We start from the raw sequence: 21962 nt of genomic DNA, 5'->3' as shown, positions 1-21962 counted from the left end.
ATGTGTTCAGGCCTGGTCGAGGCCGTATAGCGAGTGGAGCGTACGCACGGCAAGCTCCGTATAGGCGGAGTCGATCAACACGGAGAACTTGATCTCGGATGTCGTGATCGCCCGAATGTTGATGCCCTTCTCGGCGAGCGCCCGGAACGCCTTGGCGGCGACGCCGGCATGGCTGCGCATGCCGACACCGATGGCCGAGACCTTCACCACGTCCGTGGCACCCTCGATCTGGGCGAACTCGATGACGCCGCTCTGGGCATCGAGGATCTGGCGCGCACGATCGTAATCGGCGGACGGGACCGTGAAGGTCATGTCCGTGGTGGACTGATCGCCCGACACGGTCTGGATGATCATGTCGACGTTGATGTTGGCGTCCGCCAGGGGCCCGAAGATGGCGGCGGCGATTCCGGGGCTGTCCTTGACCTGGCGCAGCGTGATCTGCGCCTCGTCCTTCGAGAAGGCGATCCCGGTGATGATCTGCTGTTCCATGGTCTCGTCCTCGTCGCAGATGAGGGTTCCGGGGCGTGCGTTGTCGGGCGGGTCGAAGCTCGATCGCACCGTGGTCGGCACCCGGTGGACCATGGCGAGCTCGACGGAGCGGACCTGCAGGACCTTGGCGCCCAGGGAAGCCATCTCCAGCATCTCCTCGAAGGTCACGCGCTCCATGCGCCGGGCCTTCTGAACGACGCGCGGATCGGTGGTGTAGACGCCGTCGACGTCCGTGTAGATGTCGCAGCGCTCGGCACCGATGGCGGCCGCGATGGCCACCGCGCTGGTGTCCGAGCCGCCCCGGCCGAGGGTGGTGACCCGGCCCGTCGCCTCGTGCATGCCCTGGAAGCCGGCGATGACCGCGACCTCGCCGCGCTTGAAGCCAGCATCGAGGCGGGCGCCGTCGATGCCCTCAATGCGGGCCGAGCCGTGGGCGTCGGAGGTGAGGATCGGGATCTGCCAGCCCTGCCACGAGCGGGCTTTGAGACCGGCCTTGCGCAGGGCGATGGCCAGCAGGCCGGCGGTGACGAGTTCGCCCGAGGCCACCACGGCGTCGTACTCGGCCTCGTCGTAGATCGGGTTCGCGTCCTTGACCCAGGCGACGAGCTCGTTGGTCTTGCCCGACATGGCCGACACCACAACAGCGACCTCGTAGCCGGCCGCGACCTCGCGGGCGACGTGGGCCGCCACGTTGCGGATGCGCTCGACATTGGCGACGGACGTGCCGCCGAACTTCATCACCAAACGGGCCATGCAGCGTCCGCGTCGATTCTCGTGGAAAGGGAGCCGTGGTGCGGCGGGCCGGACAAACGCCCGCGTCGCTCTGCGGCTGTACCGGACAAGGCTTCGGCGGGTACAAGGGCTACCCGAGCGTGTCAACAATCGGGGCCGGTGGGCCGTGACCCATCCCCGGGACTGTTGTTCCACCGAACTTTTTTCCGCCCAATCAGACGGACCCGATGACCGGACCCACCTCATCCTCCATCGACCGCGACGAGGTCGCCCGCTTCGAGGCCATCGCGGCGACGTGGTGGGACCCGACCGGGCCCATGCGGGTGCTGCACCGCTTCAATCCCGTACGGCTGGCCTATATCCGTGACGCCGCCTGCCGGCATTTCGACCGGGATCCGAAAGCGCCGTTCCCCCTCGACGGCCTCGCCATCGTCGATGTCGGGTGCGGCGGCGGCGTGCTGTCCGAACCCCTCGCGCGCCTCGGCGCCCGGGTGACGGGGCTCGATCCGGCGCCGACCAACGTGAAGGTCGCCCAGGCGCACGCGGATGCGGCCGGCGTGAGCGTCGATTACCGGGCCCGCACCATCGAGAGCGTGGTGGCGCAGAGCGAGCGCTTCGACATCGTGCTGGCCATGGAGGTGGTGGAGCACGTGGTCGATGTGCCGGCCTTCGTCGCCACCGCCTGCGCGGCGGTGAAGCCCGGCGGGCTGCTGTTCTCCGCCACCCTCAACCGCACCCTGCGCTCGTACGCCCTCGCCATCGTGGGGGCCGAATACGTCCTCGGCTGGCTGCCGAAGGGCACCCACGACTGGGACAAGTTCGTGAAACCCCACGAACTCATCCGTGCCGTCGAGGACGGCGGCCTCGCGGTGACGGACACCACCGGGGTGGTGTTCAATCCGCTGGACGGCTCTTGGCGGGCGAGCCGCGACACGGCGGTGAACTACATGATCGCCGCGCGCCGCGCCTGAACTCCCGGCGGCCTCGCGTCGTTGACCGCGCGCAACCGGAGGCCGTCATGCTCGAGAAGATCCCCCACGCCGTCGGCGAGGCCCTGTCCAGCCTCAAGGCGGGCATCGCGGCGACCACCTACCACGCCGACTTTCCCGACACGCCCGCGACGGTGCGGCTGACGAGCCCGGCCTTCGCCGAGGGTGGGGCGATCCCAGCCCGTTTCACCGAGGACGGCGAGAAGACGTCTCCGCCCCTGGCCTGGGACAACCTCCCGCCGGGGACCGTCCGGGTCGCCCTCATCGTCGAGGACGCGGGCAGCCCGACGCCGCGCCCCCTCGTCCACCTCATCGCCTGGAACCTGATGCCGGAGGCCGGCCCCCTGGCCGAGGGCGCGCTGCCGAGCCCCGGCGGGGCGCACCAGTCCCAGGATCTCGGCAAGAACAGCTTCCTTCAGGACCAGTGGCTGCCGCCCGATCCGCCCACCGGCCACGGGCCGCACGAGTACCTGTTCCAGATCTATGCCCTCGACGTGGCTCTCGCCCTCGACGCCTCACCGGGCCGGGGCGCCGTGATCGACGCCATGCGGGGCCATGTGCTCGCCAAGGGCTGCCTGACGGCGACCTACGCCCGGACCTGAATCGCATTTGGATGTTGCTCCGCTCGGTCCGCCCGGTGCATGGGCGCACCGGGACAGGGACGGAGCGTTTCCATGAAGGCCTTGCTGTGCACCCGCCTCGGCGGCCCCGACGATCTCTCCCTGGAGGACATCGCCGAACCGGTGCCGGGGCCCGGCGAGGCCGTGGTGCGCATCACCCTGGCGGCGCTCAACTTCTTCGATACCCTCATCATCGCCGGGCGCTACCAGGTGAAGCCGGAGCTGCCGTTCTCGCCCGGCGGCGAGGCCGCCGGCGTGGTCGAGGCCCTCGGGCCGGATACGAAGGGGGTTTCGGTCGGCGACCGCGTCATCGTCCACCAGAAGTTCGGGACCTGCCGCGAGCGCATCGCGGTCTCGACCCGTCATCTCACGCCGATTCCCGATGCCGTCTCCGATGAGCAGGCCGCCGGCCTGACCATTACCTATGGCACGTCGCTCCACGCCCTGCGGGACCGGGCGAAGCTCCAGCCGGGCGAGACCCTGGCGGTGCTTGGCGCCTCGGGCGGCGTCGGCCTCGCGGCGGTGGAACTCGGCGCCATCATGGGCGCACGTGTCATCGCCTGCGCCTCGTCGCCGGAGAAGTTGAGGGTCGCCGAGGCGCACGGAGCCACGATGAGCGTCGACTACGCCGCCGACAACCTGCGCGAGGCCCTGCGGACCCTCACGGAGGACAAGGGCGTCGACGTGATCTACGATCCCATCGGGGGCGACTACGCCGAGCCGGCCCTGCGCTCGCTGGGCTGGAAGGGGCGCTACCTCGTCGTCGGGTTCGCCGCCGGCGACATCCCCCGTATCCCGCTGAACCTCGCCCTCCTCAAGGGCATCGACATCCAGGGCGTGCACTGGGGCGTGTTCGTCGATCGCGAACCCGAGGCGCATGCGCAGAACCAGCGCCAGCTCCTCGCCTGGGTCGCGGAGGGCCGTCTAACCGCCAAGGTCCATGGGGTCTATCCCCTGGCGGATTACGCCGAGGCCCTCGGGATCCTCAAGCGGCGCGAGGCCGTGGGGAAGGTGCTCCTGCGAATGTGAGCGCCTTCCCGTGGGATCGCCTCAGAGCAGGCCCTGCGCCTTGGCCAGCGCCACGAGGTCGTGCTGGGGGCGGGCGCCGATGTGCTGGATCACCTCCGCCGCGGCCAGGGCGCCGAGACGGGCGCTCGCGGCGTTGTCGAGGCCCCGCACATGGCCCGCGAGGAAGCCGGCGGCGAACAGGTCGCCCGCACCCGTGGTGTCCACCAGTTCGTGGACCGGGGAGGCCTCGACGCTGCGGATCTCGCCACCCTTGACCACCATGGCGCCGTCCGCCGAGCGGGTGACGAGGCCGAGGAGATGCTTGCCGCGGGCGTCGCGCTCGTCGCGCAGGGCCTTGAGGGCGACCTCCGCGTCGTCGGTCTCGTAAAGGCTCTGCAACTCGCCGATGTTGGCGAACAGGATATCGACGCTGCCGTCGCGGATGAGCCCGAGGAATTCTTCGCGATACCGGCCGACGCAGAAGGCGTCCGACAGGGTCAGCGCAACGGCGTTGCCGGCGGCGTGGGCGATCTGAACGGCCTTGCGGAACGCGTCCTTGGCGGCCGGCGGATCCCAGAGGTAGCCCTCTAGGTAGGTCACGCGCGCGTTGCGAACGGTGGCCTCGTCCACGTCGGCCGGGGACAGGTTCTGGCAGGCGCCGAGATACGTGTTCATGGTACGCTCGCCGTCCGGCGTCACCAGGATGAAGCAGCGCGCCGTGGCCGGGCCGTCCGTGGCCGCCGGCACGGTGTAGCGCACGCCCGTGGCCTTGAGGTCGTGGGCGTAGAGACCCCCGAGTTCGTCGTCGCGGACCTTGCCGATGAAGCCGGTCTTCGCGCCGAGGAGGGCCGCGCCGACGGCGGTGTTGGCGCCGGAGCCGCCCGATACGATGGTGGCCGGCCCCATGGCGTCGAACAGGGCCTCAGCCCGCTCCTCGTCGATGAGCTGCATCGCGCCCTTCGGCACGCCCTGCTCGGCGAGGAACGATTCGTCCGCGCGGGCGATGAGGTCGACGATGGCGTTGCCGAGGACGAGGAGGTCGAGGGATTCGGGCATCTATCCGTCCAGTCTGGCCGGGGGAAAAGGATGCGCCGGGCTGTGGCACCAGCCCCGCCGGGGGTCAAGCGAGGGCGGCCGTCCCAACGCTCCGTCCATCCCTCACGACTCGGCTAAGGGAGACTCGGTGAAGAGAGCGGCTCCCGTGAGGGTCAGGCCCGGTGGCTCGAGTTCGAGCCGCCCCGTGGAGGCGAGCCGCGTCTCGATCAGGTCTTCGGTTCCGCGCCGATGGTGAATGACCATGCGCCGCACCGGATCGACGATGAGAGAGTGCATCACGCTCGGCACCCGGAAATACCCGACGAGCTTCTGCGTGGTGTCGATCTGTCCGGTACTCGGGCACAGGACCTCGACGACCACGATGGGGGCCGGGGCCTGCGTGGCATCGGGCCCGAGGCGTTCGCCGCAATGCACCAGGGCGTCCGGCTCGAAGCAGGTTGGCGCATCCACCCGCACCGTGATCCCGTCGGGCAGCATACGACAGGGAAGCCCGGCCTCGCGAATGCCTGCGCGGAGCGCAAGCTGGACGGAGAACTTGGTCTCCGCATGCCGCACGCGCTGCGGGGCCATGGCGAAGACCTCTCCGTCGACGAGCCCGTAGCGGCCGGGCTGATGCTCCGCCCAGGCCAGGAAGGCGTCGACATCCATGCCGGCTTTGGGCTGCGCGCTCATGGGCGACAGCCTCTCATGCGCCCCGAAGACTGCGAAGGCGCCGGTCTTACTGAAGCGCCTTCACCTCGCACTGCGCGTAGTCCGAGGCCGCCTTCACGTAGGCGTTCAGGCCCTTCACGTAGGCCTCCGCCAGGGGACGGTAGACGGCGATCTGGGCGTTGTAGGCCTTGATGGCGTCGTTGTAGCTGTAGGCTTCCCAGCCGGGGCAGCCGCCCTTGGCGTCGACGCAGGCCGGCTTCTCCGGGAAGGCGGGTTTGGTCGGCCGGGCGCTCACAGGCGGCGGTTCGGCGCGGGGGCACTCGGCGCGGGCCGCACCGACGGCGAGGAGGCAGGCCATGCCGGCCGCCCAGATTGTTTTCGTCATCGCGTCCCCCGAACCATCGGCACGGACTCATGCGGGAGGCCGGGCGCGGCCGCAAGCCGGCTTCAGCGCGCGGCCACCGCTTCGGCGGGCCGGCTCCGCACCGGTCGGGCCTCTGGTCCCGCGCCCCTGCCCGCACCCTTGCCCGCGCCTTTGCCGAACCGGTCCCAGATGCGGCGCGCGGCATCGATGACGGGCAGAACCAGACCGAGGCCGAGCACCCACCAGGCCGGGCGGATCATGTCGGGAAAGGCGAGGTTGGCCTGGAGCACGCGCCCGGCCGGGATACCGCTGGCGAGCCCGTACCACGCCGCCTCCAGTCCGGCGGTGGTGAGCGCCACCGCGACGGCGAGCCCCAGCAGGGTCAGGGGGTTGATGGGCCAGCGCAGGCGCTGCAGGGCGCGCCAGCCCATGAGGAGCAGGAAGGCGCCGGTCCAGAACACCGGGTCGGAGACGTCGATCTTGGCCTGCAGGAAGTAGTGGACGAGGCCGAGCACCGCGAGGGTGTAGACCGTCTTGTGCAGGCGCGGCCACGCCTTGCCGAGTCGCCTGATCATGCCGTCCGTGGAGGTCACGCCGAGGACCACGAACCCCACGAGGGCGACGAACCCGATGGTGAGGTAGATCCGACTGACGATCTCCGAGACCACCTTCGTCAGCACGAAGTTCTGATCGACCACGTAGAGCGCGAGGTGGATGAGCGCGTAGGCCAACACCGTCAGCCCGAGCATCCGCCGAACGAGGATCAGCTTCGGCCAGTTCGCCAAGCGCCGCAGGGGCGTGACGGCCAGGGACAGCAGAAGGAAACGCACGGCCCATTCGCCGGTGCCGTGCAGGAGCGCGGTGATGGGCTTGGCACCGAGCGCGTCCGCCGCATAGGCGCCGGCGAGCCAGAGGCCGGGCGCCAGGGCGAACAGGAAGACGCCGAGCTTGAGGCCCGAGAGACGTCCGGCGCGGTCGCGCCAGGGTGCGGAGATGGCGGGCAGGGCGGGCATGGCATGTTCCGAATGCGCGGCTGTCGGGGCGACCGGTGCCGCCGACGGTCCTATCTACGTGGCGAAGCGGGCCGAAGTTACGGCCGGCGACGTGCGGTCGCACACCCCGCCCGCGCCGTGCCGGGGGACGATGCGGCATCGAACGACGTGTTGTATGCCGGGCCGAACCGGTCCCCATCGCAGAAGCCCAGCATGCCCGCATCGAAGCCCGCCGCCGACAGCCTCGACGACCTGACGCCGGAGACGGCGCGCGGTGAGCACACCTCCCTTTCCGAGCGCATCGCCGAGGCCGACCGCCTGTATCACCAGGAGGACGCGCCGGAGATCTCGGACGCCGAGTACGACGCCCTGCGCCGCCGCCTGGAGGACATCGAGGCGCGGTTCCCGGACCTCGCCGGCACGGGGGCGGCGAGCACCTCCGTCGGCGCCAAGCCGTCGGAGAAATTCGCCAAGGTCCGGCATGCCGTGCCGATGCTGTCCCTCGGCAACGCCTTCGCGGACGCGGAGGTCGAGGAGTTCGTCGCCCGGGTGCGCCGGTTCCTGAATTGGCCCGAGGGCGAGACGCTGGCCTTCACCGCCGAGCCGAAGATCGACGGATTGTCCCTGTCCCTCCGCTACGAGGGCGGCCGCCTCGTCACCGCCGCGACGCGGGGCGACGGCGAGACCGGCGAGGACGTCACCCGCAACGCCCGCGTGGTGGACAGCATCCCCGAGACCCTCTCGGGCGACGACGTGCCGGAGATCTGCGAGGTTCGGGGCGAGGTCTACCTCTCGCACGCGGATTTCGCGTCCATCAACGCGCGCCAGGAGGCCGCCGGCAAGGCCCTGTTCGCCAACCCGCGCAACGCCGCCGCCGGGTCCCTGCGCCAGCTCGATCCCGAGATCACCCGCTCACGGCCGCTCAAGTTCTTCGCCTACGCCTGGGGCGAGATGTCGGCCTTGCCAGATGAGACCCAGTCCGGAATGATCCAGGCGTTCGGGCGCTGGGGCCTGCCGGTCAACGACCGCACGAAACGCTTCACCGACGCGGTGGCGATGATCGCCCATTACCGCGGCATCGAGGCCGCGCGGGCGGATCTCGGCTACGACATCGACGGCGTCGTCTACAAGGTCGACAGCCTCGCCCTGCAGCGACGCCTCGGCTTCGTCTCGCGCTCGCCGCGCTGGGCCTTGGCCCACAAGTTCGCCGCCCAGAAGGCGCTCACGGTGGTCGAGGGGATCGAGATCAATGTCGGCCGCACCGGCTCCCTCAATCCCCTGGCCAAGCTGCGGCCGGTGACGGTGGGGGGCGTCGTGGTGTCGAACGCCACGCTCCACAACGAGGGCTACGTCCAGGGGGTCGGCGGCGACGGGGAAAAAATCCGCGACGGCCGCGACATCCGCGTCGGCGACACGGTGGTGGTGCAGCGGGCCGGCGACGTGATCCCGAAGGTCATGGACGTGGTGCTCGACAAGCGCCCTGCGGACGCGACGCCCTTCGTCTTCCCCGACCATTGCCCCGCCTGCGGCAGTCGGGCGATCCGGGAGATCAACCCGCGTACGGGCAAGCCCGACGCCGTCCGGCGCTGCACCGGCGGCCTGATCTGCCCCGCGCAAGGGGTGGAGCGCCTGAAGCACTTCGTCTCGCGCAACGGCTTCGACCTCGAAGGCTTCGGCCAGACCTACATCGAGGTGCTGTTCGAAGCGCACGTCATCAAGCAGCCGGCCGACCTGTTCCGCCTCGATTTCGCGGAGCTGAAGGCCGCCATCGTGGCCCGCCGCGAAGCCCTGTCCGCCGAGCGCCGGGCCGAGGGCGCACCGGCCCCGAAGAAACCGACGAAGAAGAAGGGCGAGGAGGAGGACAAGGCGATCCACAACCTGCTCGCCGCCGTCGAGGACCGCCGCCGCCTGCCCCTCAACCGCTTCCTGTTCGCCCTCGGGATCCCCGACATCGGCGAGTCCACGGCCAAGGCCCTGGCGAAACGCTTTCCCGACATGGCCGCCCTGATGGGTGGGGTCGCGGCAGCGGCCGCCGCCCAGGCGGGGCCGGACTGGATCGAACTCTCGTCGCTCCCGCGCATCGGCCCGACGACGCGCGACCGCCTGCTTGAGGTCGGCTACCCCCGCGAGACCTCCGATGCGGAGGAGGGCGAGGCTGGGGTGGAAGCCGGCGAGGCGCCCGGCCGCATCCGGCTGTCGGCGCCCCAGCGCGCGAGCCTGCTCGCCCATTACGGCGACGCCGATGCGGCGGCCGCCGGGATCGCCCGGGCCGCGTCCCAGCGCCCGGGCGACGCCTACCGGCACTTCGCCGACGACGCCGAGATCGGTCCGGTGGCGACGGATTCCCTCATCGCGTTCTTCGGCGAGCCGCACAACGACGCCGCCGTGCGGGCCCTCCTCGAGGCCGTCACCACGGAACCCATGGCGGCACCCGTGACGGCGACGGCCTTTGCCGGCAAGACCGTGGTCTTCACCGGCTCCCTCGAACGCATGACCCGCAGCGAGGCCAAGGCCACGGCCGAGCGCCTGGGCGCCAAGGTCTCGGGTTCGGTCTCGGCCAAGACCGACCTCGTGGTGGCCGGGCCCGGCGCCGGCTCCAAGCTCAAGGACGCCGAGAGGCACGGCGTGGAGGTGGTGAGCGAGGAGGCCTGGCTCGCCCTCGTGGCGAGCGCTTGAGGTGGCTTCCAGCGCGGCTTACATGACGCGCATCGCCTCGGGCGCGCAGGGCACCCGCTATTTGACACCAATCCTTTGACACCGATTCTTGCCCTCGACTTCGAGACCGCGAACGAGCGTCGCGACAGTGCCTGCGCCGTCGGTCTCGCGTGGATCGCGGACGGGGCGGTGGTGCGCCGGGAATCGCGGCTGATCCGGCCGCCGGACCTGCGGTTCTCCCCCGGCAACATCCGGGTCCACGGCATCGTGCCGGCGGATGTGCGGACGCAGCCGACGTTTCCCGAGGTGATGGCCGAGTTCCTGCCCGACCTGGCGAGCGGCCTCGTGCTCGCCCACAACGCCGGCTTCGACATGGGCGTCCTGCGCGCGTCGCTGGTCGCCTACGGCCTGCGGCCGCCGGCCTTCTCTTACCTCTGCACCGTTCAGATCGCCCGCCGGGTGTTTCCCGCGGAGGAGGGCTGCGGCCTCGGCAAGGTCGCGGCGCGCCTCGGCATCCGGTTCGAGCACCACGATGCGGGCGAGGACGCCTATGCGTGTGCCGAGATCGCCCTGGCGGCCATGCGCCGGACCGGCGCGCCCGACATCTTCGGCTTGTCCCGCGCCATCCGGCTGCCGATCACCACAATGCCGGAAGGGCCGGACCGCGTCCTGCCGCCGCGCGCCGGCCCGGGACCGTCGTCCGATTGCGCCCGGTCGGGGCCGCGCCTCCCGCCGCCCCTGAGCTTCACCGTCAAGGGCTCGCGCGGCGACCGCTACGCCATCACCCTGGAGGACCGAGCCACGGGCCTGCGCCTGCGCTGCACCTGCATGGCGGGGCGCTACGGCACCGCGTGCCGCCACGTCGCGGCGCTCCTCGTCGGCGACATCACCGACCTGCTGTCCGGCAACCACGACGATGTCGAGCGCCTGCGTTTGCGCATGGAGGCAGCCGCCGAACCCTGATCCTCAGGAGCGTTCGAGGCGGGCCGGCAATTTGCGGACCTTCACCCGTCGGACGAAGCGCGGACCGGCGAGAAGGCGTTCGCGCCGCACCAGATCGCCGGGGCGCGGCGCGCCGACGCCGATGACGCCCTCGCCCCGGGCGGCGAGGCGGGCCGGCAGACCCGCATGCGGGCGGCGCAGGCGGCCCAGGGTGACGTCCGGTCGGGCGGTGCCGATGAAGCGGTCCAGGATGCGGATCCAGCCCTCGGCGGGCACGTCCCCGGCCTCCAAACAGAGCACCCATTCGCGCCGGGCCGCCTTGGCCCCGGCCGACCACGCCGAGCCGCCGCGCGGGCGCAGGACGAGCTTGGCGCCGGTGGCCTCCGCCACGGTGTCGATGGCCGTGCTGTGGCTGGGCGCGACGATGACCGCATCGCCGACGAGCCCGGCGGCGACGCCGGCCACGAGGGCGCCGAGGGTGTCGGCGAGCCGATCGACCGCATCGGGATCGGCCGGCCGTGCCACATGGATCAGAGCGGAGATCATGCCCGCGCATACCGCATTTTTCCCCGGACTGAAGCCGGTCACCGGCCCGGTTTCCTGCCCGGACTGCGCAGGGGCCGACCCAGAAGCCGCTTTGCCCGCAATATGTGCAGCGTCTCGCGGGCATGTTCATGATATGTTCGATTCGGCGGCGGGTGATGAAGGTTTGGCATGGAGACGGAGTCGCCGGACGCGGACATAGGAGAGGGCGCGCGGCGCCTCGCCACGACGACGCGGCCGAGCGACGCCCGGCGTGGACGCGGCGCGACGGCCAATCCCACCGGACGATTCGAGACTATCAGCCGCGAGATCTTCGACGACGGGTGGGAGGCCGACGCCCCGGCGCCCCTGCGCACGATGGTGACGGCCGAGCGCGCCCGCAGCCTCATCACCCGCAACACCTCGCCGGACATCTCGTTCGATCGCTCGATCAACCCCTATCGCGGTTGCGAGCACGGCTGCGTCTACTGCTTCGCCCGGCCCAACCACGCCTATGTCGGTCTCTCGCCCGGCCTCGATTTCGAAACGCGGCTGTTCCACAAGCCGGATGCGGTGAAGCTCCTGACCTCCGAATTGTCGGCGCCGGCCTACCGACCCGCCACCATCGCCCTCGGGACGGCGACGGACCCGTACCAGCCCATCGAGCGCGAGCACCGCCTCACCCGGGGCATCCTCAAGGTGCTGGGCCGATTCCGGCATCCCGTCGGGATCGTCACCAAGTCGAACCTCGTGGTGCGCGACCTCGACCTGCTCACAGATCTCGCCCGCGACGATCTCGTGAAGGTCGCCGTCTCGGTCACCACCCTCGATCCCGATCTCGCTCGCCGGCTGGAGCCGCGCGCGCCGCACCCGAAGAAGCGCCTGGAGGCCATCGAGCGCCTGAGTGCCGCGGGAATTCCCGTCATGGTCATCGCCGCCCCGGTGATTCCCTCGCTCAACGACCACGAGATCGAGGCGATCCTGACGGCGGCCCGCGAACGCGGCGCGCGGGAGGCGAACCACGTGCTGCTGCGCCTGCCGCTGGAACTCGACGCCCTCGTGGACGACTGGTTCGCCGAACACTATCCGGGGCGGCGCGCCCACGTGATGTCCCTGGTGCGCCAGGCGCGGGGCGGGCGCGCCTAAGACGCCACGTATGGCCGGCGCATGGTCGGAGCCGGTGCCTATGCTGACCTCATCGTGCGCCGCATGCGCCTCGCCCGCCGCCGCCTCGGCTACCCGGAAGAACGTCTGAAGCTCAGGACCGATCTGTTTGTCCGGCCGACGGCGCAGCTGTCGCTGTTCTGAAATCGGTCTCGGGTCCGTAGGCTCTGGTGAAGCTGCAGCGGTGATGGGCCGAGCGGCCCAGTGTCGCGAGGCCGGCGAGGTGCACCTTGGTGCCGTAGCCGACATTGCTGTCCCAGCCATAGGCGGGGTGGCGCCGGGCGAGGGCGCGCATGGCCGCATCCCGTACGGTCTTCGCCACGATGGAGGCGGCGGCGATCTGCGGCACGAGGCGGTCCCCGCCGACCACCGGACGGCATCGTTCGACGTCCGGGATCGCGTCGCGGCCGTCGACCAGCACCGGGGCGTCGAGTCCGAGGCGATGGACCGCCCGCGCCATGGCATCGAGGGTGGCGCCCCGCACGTTGATGCGGTCGACGAGCGCCCGCGACCCGGCGGCCAGGGCCACGCGCGCATGGGCACGGATCAGGGGGGTGAGGCGCTCGCGCTCGGCCCGCTTCAGGCGCTTCGAATCGTCCAGCGCCGCCAGGATCTCGCCCGGGAACGCGTGCGGGTCGAACCACACCGCCGCCACGACCACGGGTCCGCACAGGGCGCCGCGTCCGACCTCGTCGCAGCCGATCACCGCCGGATAGTCTTTCGCGAGGGCAGCGTCGAAGGGGAGCATCGGGGTGAACACGGTGTCGGGAATGGGGCGGGACCCTGCCAGTCCGGCCCGCCCGAGTCACCACGCCGGTGCGTCGGTTCCTGTGCCCAAACCGATGGTCCTGCTCGGTGTGCCGTGGCGCGCCTGCGGGCCTGCCGTGCCGTGGGCGGCGGCGATGTTGGCGTAGAATTGCCGTGCGCTCTCGGCCCAGGTGTAGCGCAGGGCCTGCGCCCGGCATCGGTCGCGCGGGATGGTCAGGGCGGCAAGCGCCGCCTTGCGCAGGTCGGGGTCGAGGACGCCCGCATCCGTACCCCCAATGACGTCGAGGGGGCCGGTGACCGGGTAGGCCGCGACGGGCACGCCGCAGGCCAGGGCTTCCAGGAGCACGATGCCGAAGGTGTCGGTGAGACTCGGGAACACGAACACGTCGGCGGCGGCGTAGACCGCCGCCAGGGCCGCGCCCGTGCGGGTGCCGAGGAAGTGCGCGTCGGGGGCGAGCGCGGCGAGGCGCGCCCGGTCCGGTCCGTCGCCCACCACCACCTTCGAGCCGGGCAGGTCGAGGGACAGGAAGGCGGCGATGTTCTTCTCCACCGCGAGGCGCCCGACGAACAGGAAGATCGGCCGGGGCAGGCCCGCGAGGGGATCGGGCGCCCCTGCGTCGGGCCGGAACAAATCGGTGTCGACGCCCCGGGTCCAGCGCATGAGGTTGGTGAAGCCGCGGGCGGCGAGATCGCGTTCGAGGGAGGGTGTGCTCACCATGGTGCCGCTGGCGGCGCCGTGGAACCGGCGCAGCCAGGCGTAGCTCCACGATTCCGGCACGGGGGCGCGGGCCGCGAGGTATTCGGGAAACCGGGTGTGGTAGCTCGTGGTGAACGGACGGCGATGGCCGAGGCAGTAGCGCCGGGTGGCGTAGCCGACGGTGCCCTCCGTGGCGATATGGACATGGGTCGGCCGCAGACCGTCCCAGCGGCGCGCCACCGCCGCGCGGGTGGCACAGGACAGGCGGATCTCCGCGTAGCCCGGGAGGGGTACGGAGACGAAGTCAGCGTGGGTGAGAAACACCGTGTCGATGCCGAGGCTCGCGCCCGCCGCCGCCATGTGCTCGAGGGAGCGCACGACGCCGTTGACCTGCGGGTGCCAGGCATCCGTTGCGATGAGGAGCCTCATGCGACGGCCCGGGCGCCGTCGGGCCGCGGCCCGGCGAGCTCGGCGTCACGGGCCTCCCGGGCCCGCACCAGGCTCGGATAGTGCAGCACCTCCATGGTGCCGTCGTAATGCTCGACGATGGCGGTGCAGGATTCCACCCAATCCCCGGTGTTGAGGTAGGTGAGCCCGCCGATGGTGCGGTTGGCGGCGTGGTGGATGTGACCGCAGATCACCCCGTCGGCGCCGATGCGCCGGGCCTCGGCGCTGAGCAACTCCTCGAACTTGCCGATGAAGTTGACGGCATTCTTCACCCGCAGCTTGGCCCAGGCCGAGAGCGACCAGTAGGCCAGCCCGAGGCGGCGGCGCAGGGTGTTGAGGTGGGTGTTGACGAACAGCGCCGCCGTGTAGGCACCATCGCCGAGATACGCCAGCCACCGGGCGTGGCGCACCACCATGTCGAACTGGTCGCCGTGGATCACGAGGTAGCGCTTGCCGTCCGCCGCCACGTGGAGGCGCTGGTCGGCGACCTCGATGCCCCCGAAGGTCATGCCGATGTAGTCGCGCAGGAATTCATCGTGGTTGCCCGGAACGTAGATGAGGTTCGAGCCCTTGCGGACCTTGCGCAGGAGCTTCTGAACCACGTCGTTGTGGCTCTGGGGCCAGTACCAGCCGGACTTGAGCTGCCAGCCGTCGACGATATCGCCGACGAGGTAGATCTCGTCGGCATCGTAGTCGCGCAGGAACTCGAGCAGCAGGGCCGCCTGGCAACCCTTGGTGCCGAGGTGCATGTCCGACAGGAACAGGGTTCGGACGCGGATGGTCGTCTCCGGATCTTCGCCCATGGTGGTCTCCGAGCGGCTCTGCATCGGACCGAGCCAAACCGGATTCCCGTATCACTTTGATGACGCCGGCCGGCCCCGGGGGAGGGGCGCCCTGCCGTGCGGCACCGCATCGCAAGCCTTTCTGGACTATAAAATTATTTGACGTTTCGCGAAGTTTTTCGGGTTTTCCTTCCTGCGTGAAGGCAGGCATAGTCGCCGCAAGATGCCCCATCGGACCGCGCGAGACATCGTGTGTCCGGAGCCCCGAGAGGTGAAGAAGGGCAGCGACATACGGGGCAGGATGGCGCCTGCACGGCCTGGGGAAGCGCGGTTTCGCGAGCGCGCCCCGGCCTGGAGAACGGCTTGAGATCGTCGGACCCGTTTCACGGCTGTCCGCGCGTTTCGATGCGTCCGCGCATCGCGGCGCAGGTCTCGAGCGCCCGCAGCCCATCGACAGCACGGTGCCTCGCTCCCGACGGGATCGGGGTCTCCGTCATGAGGCCGGCTCCTCCGGGGTCGGCTGCCTGAGGGTAAGCATTACCTGAGGGCAAGTATCGCCTGAGGGTAAGTGGGCCCGACCGGGTTTCCGGCGGGTCCGCGAGCGCGTAGGAGCCTGCCCACCCGAGACGGCTGCCTGAACCGGGCCGGCCTCTCGTCATCGATCCACCCGGAAGGGCGGCCCAAACGGGCAGATCTTCCGTCACTGAACCAAGTGTGTCGCACGGATCGCGCGCACTTCTTTGAGAACCGGAGACATCATCATGGCGGCAACGAAACGGCCGGGTCGCAACCACCTCTTCGTTCCTGGCCCGACGAACATCCCCGATCGCGTCCTGCGGTCGATGGTGGTGCAGTCCGAGGACCATCGCTCGGTGGACTTCCCCGCCCTGACCAAGCCCCTGTTCGAGGACACCAAGGCGGTGTTCGGCTCGACCAAGGGCACCATCTTCCTGTTCCCGGCCTCCGGCACCGGCATCTGGGAATCGGCGCTCACCAACACCCTGTCGCGCGGCGACAAGGTGCTGACCGCGCGCTTCGGCCAGTTCAGCCTGCTCTGGGTCGACATGGCCGAGCGCCTCGGCCTCGACGTCATCGTGCAGGACGAGGAGTGGGGCACGGGTGCGGACCCGGAGAAGATCGGCGAGGCCCTGCGCGCCGACAAGAACCACGAGATCAAGGCCGTCATGGTCGTCCATAACGAGACCGCCACGGGCGTGACCTCGGATATCGGCGCCGTGCGCAAGGCCATCGACGCGGCCGGCCACCCGGCCCTGCTGTTCGTCGACGGCGTGTCGTCGGTCGGCTCGCTCCCCTACAAGATGGACGAGTGGGGCGTCGACTGCGCCATCGCCGGCTCCCAGAAGGGCCTGATGCTGCCCGCCGGCCTCGGCGTGATCTGCGTCAGCGAGAAGGCCCTCAAGGCGGCCGAAGCCTCGGCCGGCAAGAACGACCGCCTCGCCCACGTCTACTTCGACTGGGCCGACCACCAGAAGCAGAACCCGGCCGGCTACTTCCCCTACACCCCGTCGCTGCCGCTGCTCTACGGCCTGCGCGAGGCCCTGGCCTGCCTCAACGAGGAAGGCCTCGAGAACGTCTACCACCGCCATCACGTGCTCGGCGAGGCGACCCGCCAGGCCGTCGCGGCCTGGGGCCTGAAGACCTGCGCCAAGGAGCCCAAGTGGAACTCCGACACGGTCACCACCATCGTGGTGCCCGAGGGGATCGACGGCGCGGCGATCATCAAGCACGCCTATGTCCGCTACAACCTCGCGCTCGGCGCCGGCCTGAACAAGCTCGCCGGCAAGGTGTTCCGCATCGGTCACGTCGGCGACCTCAACGAGCTGTCGCTGCTCGGCGCCATCGCGGGTGCCGAGATGGCCATGCTCGACCACGGCGTGAAGGTCACGCCCGGTTCCGGTGTCGCCGCCGCGTCAAGCTACCTGCGCGAGAACCCCCTGGCCAAGGCCTGATCCGACAATCGCCGGGGCGATCCTTCGCCCCGGCAACCCCATCGACCACGCTGCCGCCGGCGGTTCGGCCGGAGCGACCTGAGGGCTTCCATGACGAAGAAGATCGTGTTCCTCGACCGCGAGTCCCTCGACGCCAAGGTTCGGGAATTCAATTTTCCGCACGATTACGTCGAGTACGAGTCGACCTGGACGCCCGAGGAGATCGTCGAGCGCCTGAAGGGGGCCGAGATCGCCCTCATCAACAAGGTGCCGATGCGCGCCGACGTGCTGAAGCAGCTGCCCGACCTGAAGCTCATCGCCGTCGCCGCCACCGGCACCGACGTGGTCGACAAGGCGGTCGCCAAGGAACGCGGCATCACCGTCGTCAACATCCGCAACTACGCCTTCAACACCGTGCCTGAGCACGTGATTGGCCTGATCTTCGCCCTGCGCCGGGCCATCGTGCCCTACGCCAATTCCGTTCGCCGGGGCGACTGGGCCAAATCCACCCAGTTCTGCTACTTCGACTATCCGATCCACGACATCGCCGGGTCGACGCTCGGCATCGTCGGCTACGGGGCGCTGGGCAAGTCCATCGCCAAGCGGGCGGAAGCGCTCGGCATGAAGGTCATCGCCTACGACGTGTTCCCCCAGGAGGGGCTGGTCGATTTCGAGACCATCCTCACCCAGTCCGACGTCATCACGCTGCACGCGCCGCTGACGCCCGAGACCCGCAACATGATCGGCCGCGAACAGCTCGCAAAGATGAAGAAGCACGCGCTCCTCATCAACACCGCGCGCGGCGGCCTCGTCGACGAGGAGGCCCTGGCCGAGGCCCTTCAGAACGGCACCATCGGAGGCGCGGGCTTCGACGTGGTGATGACCGAGCCGCCCAAGAACGGCAACATCCTGTGCGAGCTCGACCTTCCGAACCTCATCGTGACCCCGCACGTGGCGTGGGCGAGCAAGGAGGCCATGCAGATCCTGGCCGACCAGCTCGTCGACAACGTCGAGGCCTTCGTCGCCGGCAAGCCGCAGAACGTGGTCTAGGTCGCCGGCCTTGCCGATGGATGGGCGCGGGCTCCCTCTCCTTCCTGGAGAGGGAGCCCAGCGTGCCCTCCGGTGACGAGAAGAGAATTCAGAATCAAACGCCAGCCGCGCCCGAGCGCGGATAAGCATAGGGATCGACAAAAATGAAAAAACTGCTGTTCCAATTCGACACCGATGCCGTGCCGAGCGTGTTCGACGTGGTCGTCGGCTACGATGGCGGCGCCGATCACATCACCGGCTACGGCAACGTGACGCCCGAGAACGTCGGCGCCCTGGTCGACGGCACGATCTATACCCGCGGCGGCTCCGAGAAGAAGTCCACGGCGATCTTCGTCGGCGGCGGCAGCATGGCGGCCGGCGAGGCGGTGCTGAACGCGGTCAAGAAGCGCTTCTTTGGCCCGTTCCGCGTCTCGGTGATGCTCGATTCCAACGGCTCCAACACCACCGCCGCCGCTGGCGTCGCACTGGTGCAGAAGGCCGCCGGTTCGCTCCAGGGCAAGAAGGCCGTCGTGCTCGCCGGTACCGGCCCCGTCGGCATGCGCTCGGCCGCGCTCCTGGCCCAGGAAGGCGCCACCGTGATCCTGTGCGGTCGCTCCCTCGACAAGGCCCAAGCCGCCGCGGACCAGATCAACAAGCGCTTCAAGGTCGAGATCTCGGCCGCCGCGACTCCGGACGCCGCCTCTCGCGCCGCCATCGTCAAGGGCCAGAACCTCGTGTTCTCCGCCGGCGCCATCGGCATCGAGCTCCTGTCGGAAGCCGACTGGAAGGACGAGGCCAGCATCGAGTTCGTGGCCGATTACAACGCCCAGCCGCCCCTCGGCTTCGGCGGGATCGACGCCATGGACAAGGGCAAGGAACGCCACGGCAAGAAGGTGTTCGGCGCGCTCGGCATCGGCGGCCTGAAGCTCAAGCTCCACCGCGCCTGCGTCGGCCAGCTCTTCGACAGCACCGAGCAGGTGCTCGACGCCGAGGAGATCTACGCCCTCGCCAAGAAGATGGCCTGAGCCATGGCTGCCGACGCAACCATCCAGACCTTCCTCGACGGGCTCGCGAGCTCGGCCCCGACCCCGGGCGGCGGCGGTGCCGCCGCCATCCACGGCGCCATGGGGGCCGCACTTCTCAGCATGGTGTGCAACCTCACCATCGGGAAGAAGAAGTACGTCGAGGTGGAGGGCGAACTGAAGGAGATCCTCGGACAATCCGAGGCGCTCCGGGCCGAGCTCACCCGCATGATCGCCGACGATGTGGCGGCCTTCGACGCGGTGATGGGCGCCTACGCGCTGCCAAAGGCGACGGACGAGGAGAAGGCTGCGCGGGCGGAGAAGATCCAGGCGGCCCTCAAGGTGGCCACGGACGTGCCCCTCGAGTGTTGCCGGGCCTGCCGCAAGGTCATCGACCTCGCCCAGCCCGTCGCCGACAAGGGCAACCTCAATGTCATCTCCGATGCCGGTGTCGCGGTGCTGTCCGCCCATGCGGGCCTGCGCAGCGCGGCGCTCAACGTCTACGTCAACGCCAAGGGCCTGGACGACCGTGCCTTCGCGGACGCGCGTCTCCAGGAACTCGAGACCCTGCTGGGCTCGGCCGGTCCGCTCAACGAGTCGATCTACGAGATCGTGAAGGCCAAGGTGAACTGATCTTTCGCGACGCGGGACGCCGATCGTTCCGCATCGCACAAAAGAACGCGGGGGATTAAGTTACGCAAAGCTTGACGCCGCGACCCTAACGCCAAGGTGAGTCGTCGCGTTTGTTGAAATCCAGAAGCATTCCAACTGCCTTCAAGGCAGACTCAACGAGAATGTAAAAAAATATAAACGGCAAGACCCTTTTCGCGAAGTGAAATTTACGAGAAGGTCCGCCCCGAGGAAACGTCGAGGAGATCGCACATGGACGTTCACGAGTACCAAGCCAAGGAGTTGCTCGCTGGCTTCGGCGTGGCGGTTCCCAAGGGCGCGGTGGCCTTCAGCCCCGATCAGGCGGTCTACGCCGCCACCGAGCTCGGCGGTTCGTTCTGGGCCGTGAAGGCGCAGATCCACGCCGGTGCCCGCGGCAAGGCCGGTGGCATCAAGCTGTGCCGGACCTACAACGAGGTCCGCGACGCCGCCAAGGACCTCCTCGGCAAGCGCCTCGTCACCCTGCAGACCGGTCCCGAGGGCAAGCCGGTGCAGCGCGTGTACATCGAGACCGCCGACCCGTTCGAGCGTGAACTCTACCTCGGCTACGTCCTCGACCGGAAGGCCGAGCGGGTCCGCGTCATCGCCTCCCAGCGCGGCGGCATGGACATCGAGGAGATCGCCGCCAACGAGCCCGAGGCCCTGATCCAGGTGGTCGTCGAGCCGGCGGTGGGCCTGCAGCAATTCCAAGCCCGCGAGATCGCGTTCCAGCTCGGCCTCAACATCCGCCAGGTCTCGGCCGCCGTGAAGACGATCATGAACGCCTATCGGGCGTTCCGCGATTGCGACGGCACCATGCTGGAGATCAACCCCCTCGTCGTCACCAAGGACGACCGGGTCCTGGCCCTCGACGCCAAGATGTCCTTCGACGACAACGCCATGTTCCGCCGGCGCAACATCGCCGACATGCACGATCCCTCGCAGGGCGACCCGCGCGAGGCCCAGGCCGCCGAGCACAACCTCTCCTATATCGGCCTCGAGGGCGAGATCGGCTGCATCGTCAACGGCGCCGGTCTGGCCATGGCCACCATGGACATGATCAAGCACGCGGGCGGCGAACCGGCGAATTTCTTGGACGTGGGTGGCGGTGCCAGCCCTGATCGCGTCGCGACGGCGTTCCGCCTCGTCCTCTCGGACCGCAACGTCAAAGCGATCCTCGTCAACATCTTCGCCGGCATCAACCGCTGCGACTGGGTCGCCCAGGGCGTCATCCAGGCGGCGCGGGAGGTGAAGATCGACGTACCGCTCATCGTCCGCCTCGCCGGCACGAACGTCGAGGCCGGTCAGAAGATCCTGGCCGAGAGCGGCCTCGACCTCATCACCGCCAACAGCCTGTCCGACGCCGCCGCCAAGGCCGTCGAGGCCTGCGCTGCCGCCAAGGCCGGCTCGGCCGCGCGCGCCAACTGAGAACGGGGAGGATACGTCATGAGCATTCTGATCGACGAGAAGACCCCGATCATCATTCAGGGCATCACGGGCGACAAGGGTACCTTCCACGCGAAGGAGATGATGGAGTACGGCTCCAACGTCGTCGGCGGCGTCACTCCCGGCAAGGGCGGCAAGACCCATCTCGGCGTGCCGGTGTTCAACACCGTCAAGGAGGCCGTGGAGGCCACGGGTGCCACCACCTCCATCACCTTCGTGGCCCCGCCCTTCGCAGCCGACGCCATCATGGAAGGCGCGGATGCGGGCCTCGCCCTCATCTGCTCCATCACCGACGGTATTCCGGCCCAGGACATGATGCGGGTGAAGCGGTATCTCCGACGCTACCCCAAGGACAAGCGCACCATGGTGGTGGGCCCGAACTGCGCCGGCATCATCTCGCCCGGCAAGTCGATGCTCGGTATCATGCCCGGCCACATCTACCTGAAAGGCAATGTCGGCGTGATCTCGCGCTCGGGCACCCTCGGGTACGAGGCCGCCGCGCAGATGAAGGAAGAGGGTATCGGCATCACCACCTCGGTGGGCATCGGTGGCGACCCCATCAACGGCTCGTCCTTCCTCGATCACCTCGCCCTGTTCGAGCAGGACCCGGAGACCAAGGCCGTCCTGATGATCGGCGAGATCGGCGGCCCGCAGGAGGCCGAAGCCTCCGCCTGGATCAAGGAGAACATGTCGAAGCCCGTCATCGGCTTCGTCGCCGGCCTCACGGCGCCGAAGGGGCGCCGCATGGGCCACGCCGGCGCCATCATCTCGGCCACCGGCGATTCGGCCGCCGAGAAGGCCGAGATCATGCGCTCCTACGGCCTCACCGTGGCCCCCAGCCCCGGCGAGTTCGGCTCCACGGTGGCGCAGGTGATGCGCAAGCTGGCGGCGTGAGCGCATGAACCCTCCCCCCTCTGCGGGGGAGGGTGGTCGCGGAGTGGCCGGGAGAGGGGAGCGACCTCTTCGAACGGGGTACACCCCTCTTATGGG

General features: G+C 69.5%; 20 protein-coding genes and 1 pseudogene. 12 read left to right on the top strand and 9 right to left on the bottom strand.

The window, feature by feature from the left end:
- Positions 1 to 6: 6 nt before the first annotated feature.
- Positions 7 to 1242: an aspartate kinase gene (locus tag ASF25_RS09300; protein ID WP_056169790.1), complete on the bottom strand. Its 1236-nt coding sequence runs from the start codon at positions 1240 to 1242 to the stop codon at positions 7 to 9.
- 206 nt (positions 1243 to 1448) lie between these two features.
- Between ASF25_RS09300 and ubiG the strand changes: the two genes are divergently transcribed.
- The 3 genes from ubiG (at position 1449) to ASF25_RS09285 (ending at position 3859) form a co-directional block, all read left to right on the top strand.
- Complete coding sequence (ubiG, locus tag ASF25_RS09295) at positions 1449 to 2192, top strand: bifunctional 2-polyprenyl-6-hydroxyphenol methylase/3-demethylubiquinol 3-O-methyltransferase UbiG (protein ID WP_056304419.1); 744 nt, start codon at positions 1449 to 1451, stop codon at positions 2190 to 2192.
- Between the two features lie 47 nt (positions 2193 to 2239).
- Positions 2240 to 2812 (top strand): YbhB/YbcL family Raf kinase inhibitor-like protein, encoded by a 573-nt coding sequence (locus tag ASF25_RS09290; protein WP_056304418.1) that lies wholly within the window; start codon positions 2240 to 2242, stop codon positions 2810 to 2812.
- 72 nt (positions 2813 to 2884) lie between these two features.
- Positions 2885 to 3859: an NADPH:quinone oxidoreductase family protein gene (locus ASF25_RS09285; protein ID WP_056304417.1), complete on the top strand. Its 975-nt coding sequence runs from the start codon at positions 2885 to 2887 to the stop codon at positions 3857 to 3859.
- Between the two features lie 21 nt (positions 3860 to 3880).
- On the opposite strand, the gene ASF25_RS09280 is transcribed toward ASF25_RS09285, so the two are convergent.
- The 4 genes from ASF25_RS09280 to ASF25_RS09265 form a co-directional block, all read right to left on the bottom strand.
- The gene (locus ASF25_RS09280; RefSeq protein ID WP_056260501.1) at positions 3881 to 4894 is read right to left on the bottom strand and encodes an adenosine kinase; all 1014 of its coding nucleotides are present in this window, start codon (positions 4892 to 4894) and stop codon (positions 3881 to 3883) included.
- A gap of 102 nt (positions 4895 to 4996) precedes the next feature.
- Positions 4997 to 5566: a Uma2 family endonuclease gene (locus tag ASF25_RS09275; RefSeq protein ID WP_056304416.1), complete on the bottom strand. Its 570-nt coding sequence runs from the start codon at positions 5564 to 5566 to the stop codon at positions 4997 to 4999.
- A gap of 46 nt (positions 5567 to 5612) precedes the next feature.
- Positions 5613 to 5903 carry a hypothetical protein gene (locus ASF25_RS09270; protein ID WP_056169773.1) on the bottom strand — a complete coding sequence of 97 codons (291 nt, stop codon included), beginning with the start codon at positions 5901 to 5903 and terminating at the stop codon, positions 5613 to 5615.
- 89 nt (positions 5904 to 5992) lie between these two features.
- A complete protein-coding gene (locus ASF25_RS09265; RefSeq protein WP_056304415.1) occupies positions 5993 to 6922 on the bottom strand; it encodes a protein-methionine-sulfoxide reductase heme-binding subunit MsrQ in 930 nt (309 codons plus the stop codon).
- 192 nt (positions 6923 to 7114) lie between these two features.
- On the opposite strand from ASF25_RS09265, the gene ligA reads away from it, so the two are divergent.
- Both ligA and ASF25_RS09255 read left to right on the top strand, forming a co-directional pair.
- Complete coding sequence (ligA, locus tag ASF25_RS09260; protein WP_056304414.1) at positions 7115 to 9577, top strand: NAD-dependent DNA ligase LigA; 2463 nt, start codon at positions 7115 to 7117, stop codon at positions 9575 to 9577.
- 75 nt (positions 9578 to 9652) lie between these two features.
- A complete protein-coding gene (locus ASF25_RS09255) occupies positions 9653 to 10519 on the top strand; it encodes a 3'-5' exonuclease (RefSeq protein WP_244472959.1) in 867 nt (288 codons plus the stop codon).
- A gap of 3 nt (positions 10520 to 10522) precedes the next feature.
- Here the strand turns inward: ASF25_RS09255 and ASF25_RS09250 are convergent, their stop codons facing one another.
- Entirely contained in the window at positions 10523 to 11044 is a 522-nt protein-coding gene (locus ASF25_RS09250) for a hypothetical protein (protein WP_056260493.1), read from the bottom strand.
- Between the two features lie 168 nt (positions 11045 to 11212).
- On the opposite strand from ASF25_RS09250, the pseudogene ASF25_RS09245 reads away from it, so the two are divergent.
- Positions 11213 to 12328: pseudogene (locus ASF25_RS09245) on the top strand (PA0069 family radical SAM protein).
- Here the strand turns inward: ASF25_RS09245 and ASF25_RS09240 are convergent.
- The 3 genes from ASF25_RS09240 to ASF25_RS09230 are packed head-to-tail and all read right to left on the bottom strand — an operon-like array spanning position 12279 to position 14899.
- On the bottom strand, positions 12279 to 12932 hold the full coding sequence (locus ASF25_RS09240) for a ribonuclease HII (RefSeq protein WP_082483426.1): 654 nt from the start codon (positions 12930 to 12932) through the stop codon (positions 12279 to 12281). The pseudogene ASF25_RS09245 and the gene ASF25_RS09240 overlap by 50 nt on opposite strands.
- 57 nt (positions 12933 to 12989) lie before the next feature.
- Positions 12990 to 14078, bottom strand: coding sequence for a glycosyltransferase family 1 protein (locus tag ASF25_RS09235; RefSeq protein WP_056304413.1), 1089 nt, complete (start codon positions 14076 to 14078; stop codon positions 12990 to 12992).
- Positions 14075 to 14899 carry a UDP-2,3-diacylglucosamine diphosphatase gene (locus ASF25_RS09230; RefSeq protein ID WP_056170650.1) on the bottom strand — a complete coding sequence of 275 codons (825 nt, stop codon included), beginning with the start codon at positions 14897 to 14899 and terminating at the stop codon, positions 14075 to 14077. Before ASF25_RS09230 ends, ASF25_RS09235 begins: the two co-directional genes overlap by 4 nt.
- A gap of 740 nt (positions 14900 to 15639) precedes the next feature.
- Here ASF25_RS09230 and ASF25_RS09225 point away from each other — a divergent pair.
- The 6 genes from ASF25_RS09225 to sucD all read left to right on the top strand — a co-directional run bounded on the left by ASF25_RS09225 (position 15640) and on the right by sucD (position 21866).
- Positions 15640 to 16848, top strand: coding sequence for an aminotransferase class V-fold PLP-dependent enzyme (locus ASF25_RS09225; protein ID WP_056169756.1), 1209 nt, complete (start codon positions 15640 to 15642; stop codon positions 16846 to 16848).
- Between the two features lie 90 nt (positions 16849 to 16938).
- Entirely contained in the window at positions 16939 to 17877 is a 939-nt protein-coding gene (locus ASF25_RS09220) for a D-2-hydroxyacid dehydrogenase (RefSeq protein ID WP_056169753.1), read from the top strand.
- Positions 17878 to 18020: 143 nt separating this feature from the next.
- The gene (locus ASF25_RS09215; RefSeq protein ID WP_056169750.1) at positions 18021 to 18881 is read left to right on the top strand and encodes an NADP-dependent methylenetetrahydromethanopterin/methylenetetrahydrofolate dehydrogenase; all 861 of its coding nucleotides are present in this window, start codon (positions 18021 to 18023) and stop codon (positions 18879 to 18881) included.
- A 3-nt stretch (positions 18882 to 18884) separates the two neighbouring features.
- Positions 18885 to 19511, top strand: a complete 627-nt coding sequence (fchA, locus tag ASF25_RS09210; RefSeq protein ID WP_056169748.1) for a methenyltetrahydrofolate cyclohydrolase — start codon at positions 18885 to 18887, stop codon at positions 19509 to 19511.
- A 249-nt stretch (positions 19512 to 19760) separates the two neighbouring features.
- Positions 19761 to 20954, top strand: a complete 1194-nt coding sequence (locus ASF25_RS09205; RefSeq protein ID WP_056169743.1) for a malate--CoA ligase subunit beta — start codon at positions 19761 to 19763, stop codon at positions 20952 to 20954.
- Between the two features lie 18 nt (positions 20955 to 20972).
- A complete protein-coding gene (gene sucD, locus ASF25_RS09200; protein ID WP_056260480.1) occupies positions 20973 to 21866 on the top strand; it encodes a succinate--CoA ligase subunit alpha in 894 nt (297 codons plus the stop codon).
- Positions 21867 to 21962: the final 96 nt, after the last annotated feature.

The sequence above is a fragment of the Methylobacterium sp. Leaf100 genome (assembly GCF_001422845.1).
Lineage (GTDB): Bacteria > Pseudomonadota > Alphaproteobacteria > Rhizobiales > Beijerinckiaceae > Methylobacterium.
The sequence above is the reverse complement of the archived record's forward strand: the minus strand, read 5'-3'. Positions and strand labels throughout refer to the sequence as shown.

Coding starts and splice junctions, on each gene's coding strand:
- ASF25_RS09300 (WP_056169790.1), bottom strand. CDS start 1,242: ATGGCCCGTTTGGTGATGAAGTTCGGCGGCACGTCCGTCGCCAATGTC.
- ubiG (WP_056304419.1), top strand. CDS start 1,449: ATGACCGGACCCACCTCATCCTCCATCGACCGCGACGAGGTCGCCCGC.
- ASF25_RS09290 (WP_056304418.1), top strand. CDS start 2,240: ATGCTCGAGAAGATCCCCCACGCCGTCGGCGAGGCCCTGTCCAGCCTC.
- ASF25_RS09285 (WP_056304417.1), top strand. CDS start 2,885: ATGAAGGCCTTGCTGTGCACCCGCCTCGGCGGCCCCGACGATCTCTCC.
- ASF25_RS09280 (WP_056260501.1), bottom strand. CDS start 4,894: ATGCCCGAATCCCTCGACCTCCTCGTCCTCGGCAACGCCATCGTCGAC.
- ASF25_RS09275 (WP_056304416.1), bottom strand. CDS start 5,566: ATGAGCGCGCAGCCCAAAGCCGGCATGGATGTCGACGCCTTCCTGGCC.
- ASF25_RS09270 (WP_056169773.1), bottom strand. CDS start 5,903: ATGGCCTGCCTCCTCGCCGTCGGTGCGGCCCGCGCCGAGTGCCCCCGC.
- ASF25_RS09265 (WP_056304415.1), bottom strand. CDS start 6,922: ATGCCCGCCCTGCCCGCCATCTCCGCACCCTGGCGCGACCGCGCCGGA.
- ligA (WP_056304414.1), top strand. CDS start 7,115: ATGCCCGCATCGAAGCCCGCCGCCGACAGCCTCGACGACCTGACGCCG.
- ASF25_RS09250 (WP_056260493.1), bottom strand. CDS start 11,044: ATGATCTCCGCTCTGATCCATGTGGCACGGCCGGCCGATCCCGATGCG.
- ASF25_RS09240 (WP_082483426.1), bottom strand. CDS start 12,932: ATGCTCCCCTTCGACGCTGCCCTCGCGAAAGACTATCCGGCGGTGATC.
- ASF25_RS09235 (WP_056304413.1), bottom strand. CDS start 14,078: ATGAGGCTCCTCATCGCAACGGATGCCTGGCACCCGCAGGTCAACGGC.
- ASF25_RS09230 (WP_056170650.1), bottom strand. CDS start 14,899: ATGGGCGAAGATCCGGAGACGACCATCCGCGTCCGAACCCTGTTCCTG.
- ASF25_RS09225 (WP_056169756.1), top strand. CDS start 15,640: ATGGCGGCAACGAAACGGCCGGGTCGCAACCACCTCTTCGTTCCTGGC.
- ASF25_RS09220 (WP_056169753.1), top strand. CDS start 16,939: ATGACGAAGAAGATCGTGTTCCTCGACCGCGAGTCCCTCGACGCCAAG.
- ASF25_RS09215 (WP_056169750.1), top strand. CDS start 18,021: ATGAAAAAACTGCTGTTCCAATTCGACACCGATGCCGTGCCGAGCGTG.
- fchA (WP_056169748.1), top strand. CDS start 18,885: ATGGCTGCCGACGCAACCATCCAGACCTTCCTCGACGGGCTCGCGAGC.
- ASF25_RS09205 (WP_056169743.1), top strand. CDS start 19,761: ATGGACGTTCACGAGTACCAAGCCAAGGAGTTGCTCGCTGGCTTCGGC.
- sucD (WP_056260480.1), top strand. CDS start 20,973: ATGAGCATTCTGATCGACGAGAAGACCCCGATCATCATTCAGGGCATC.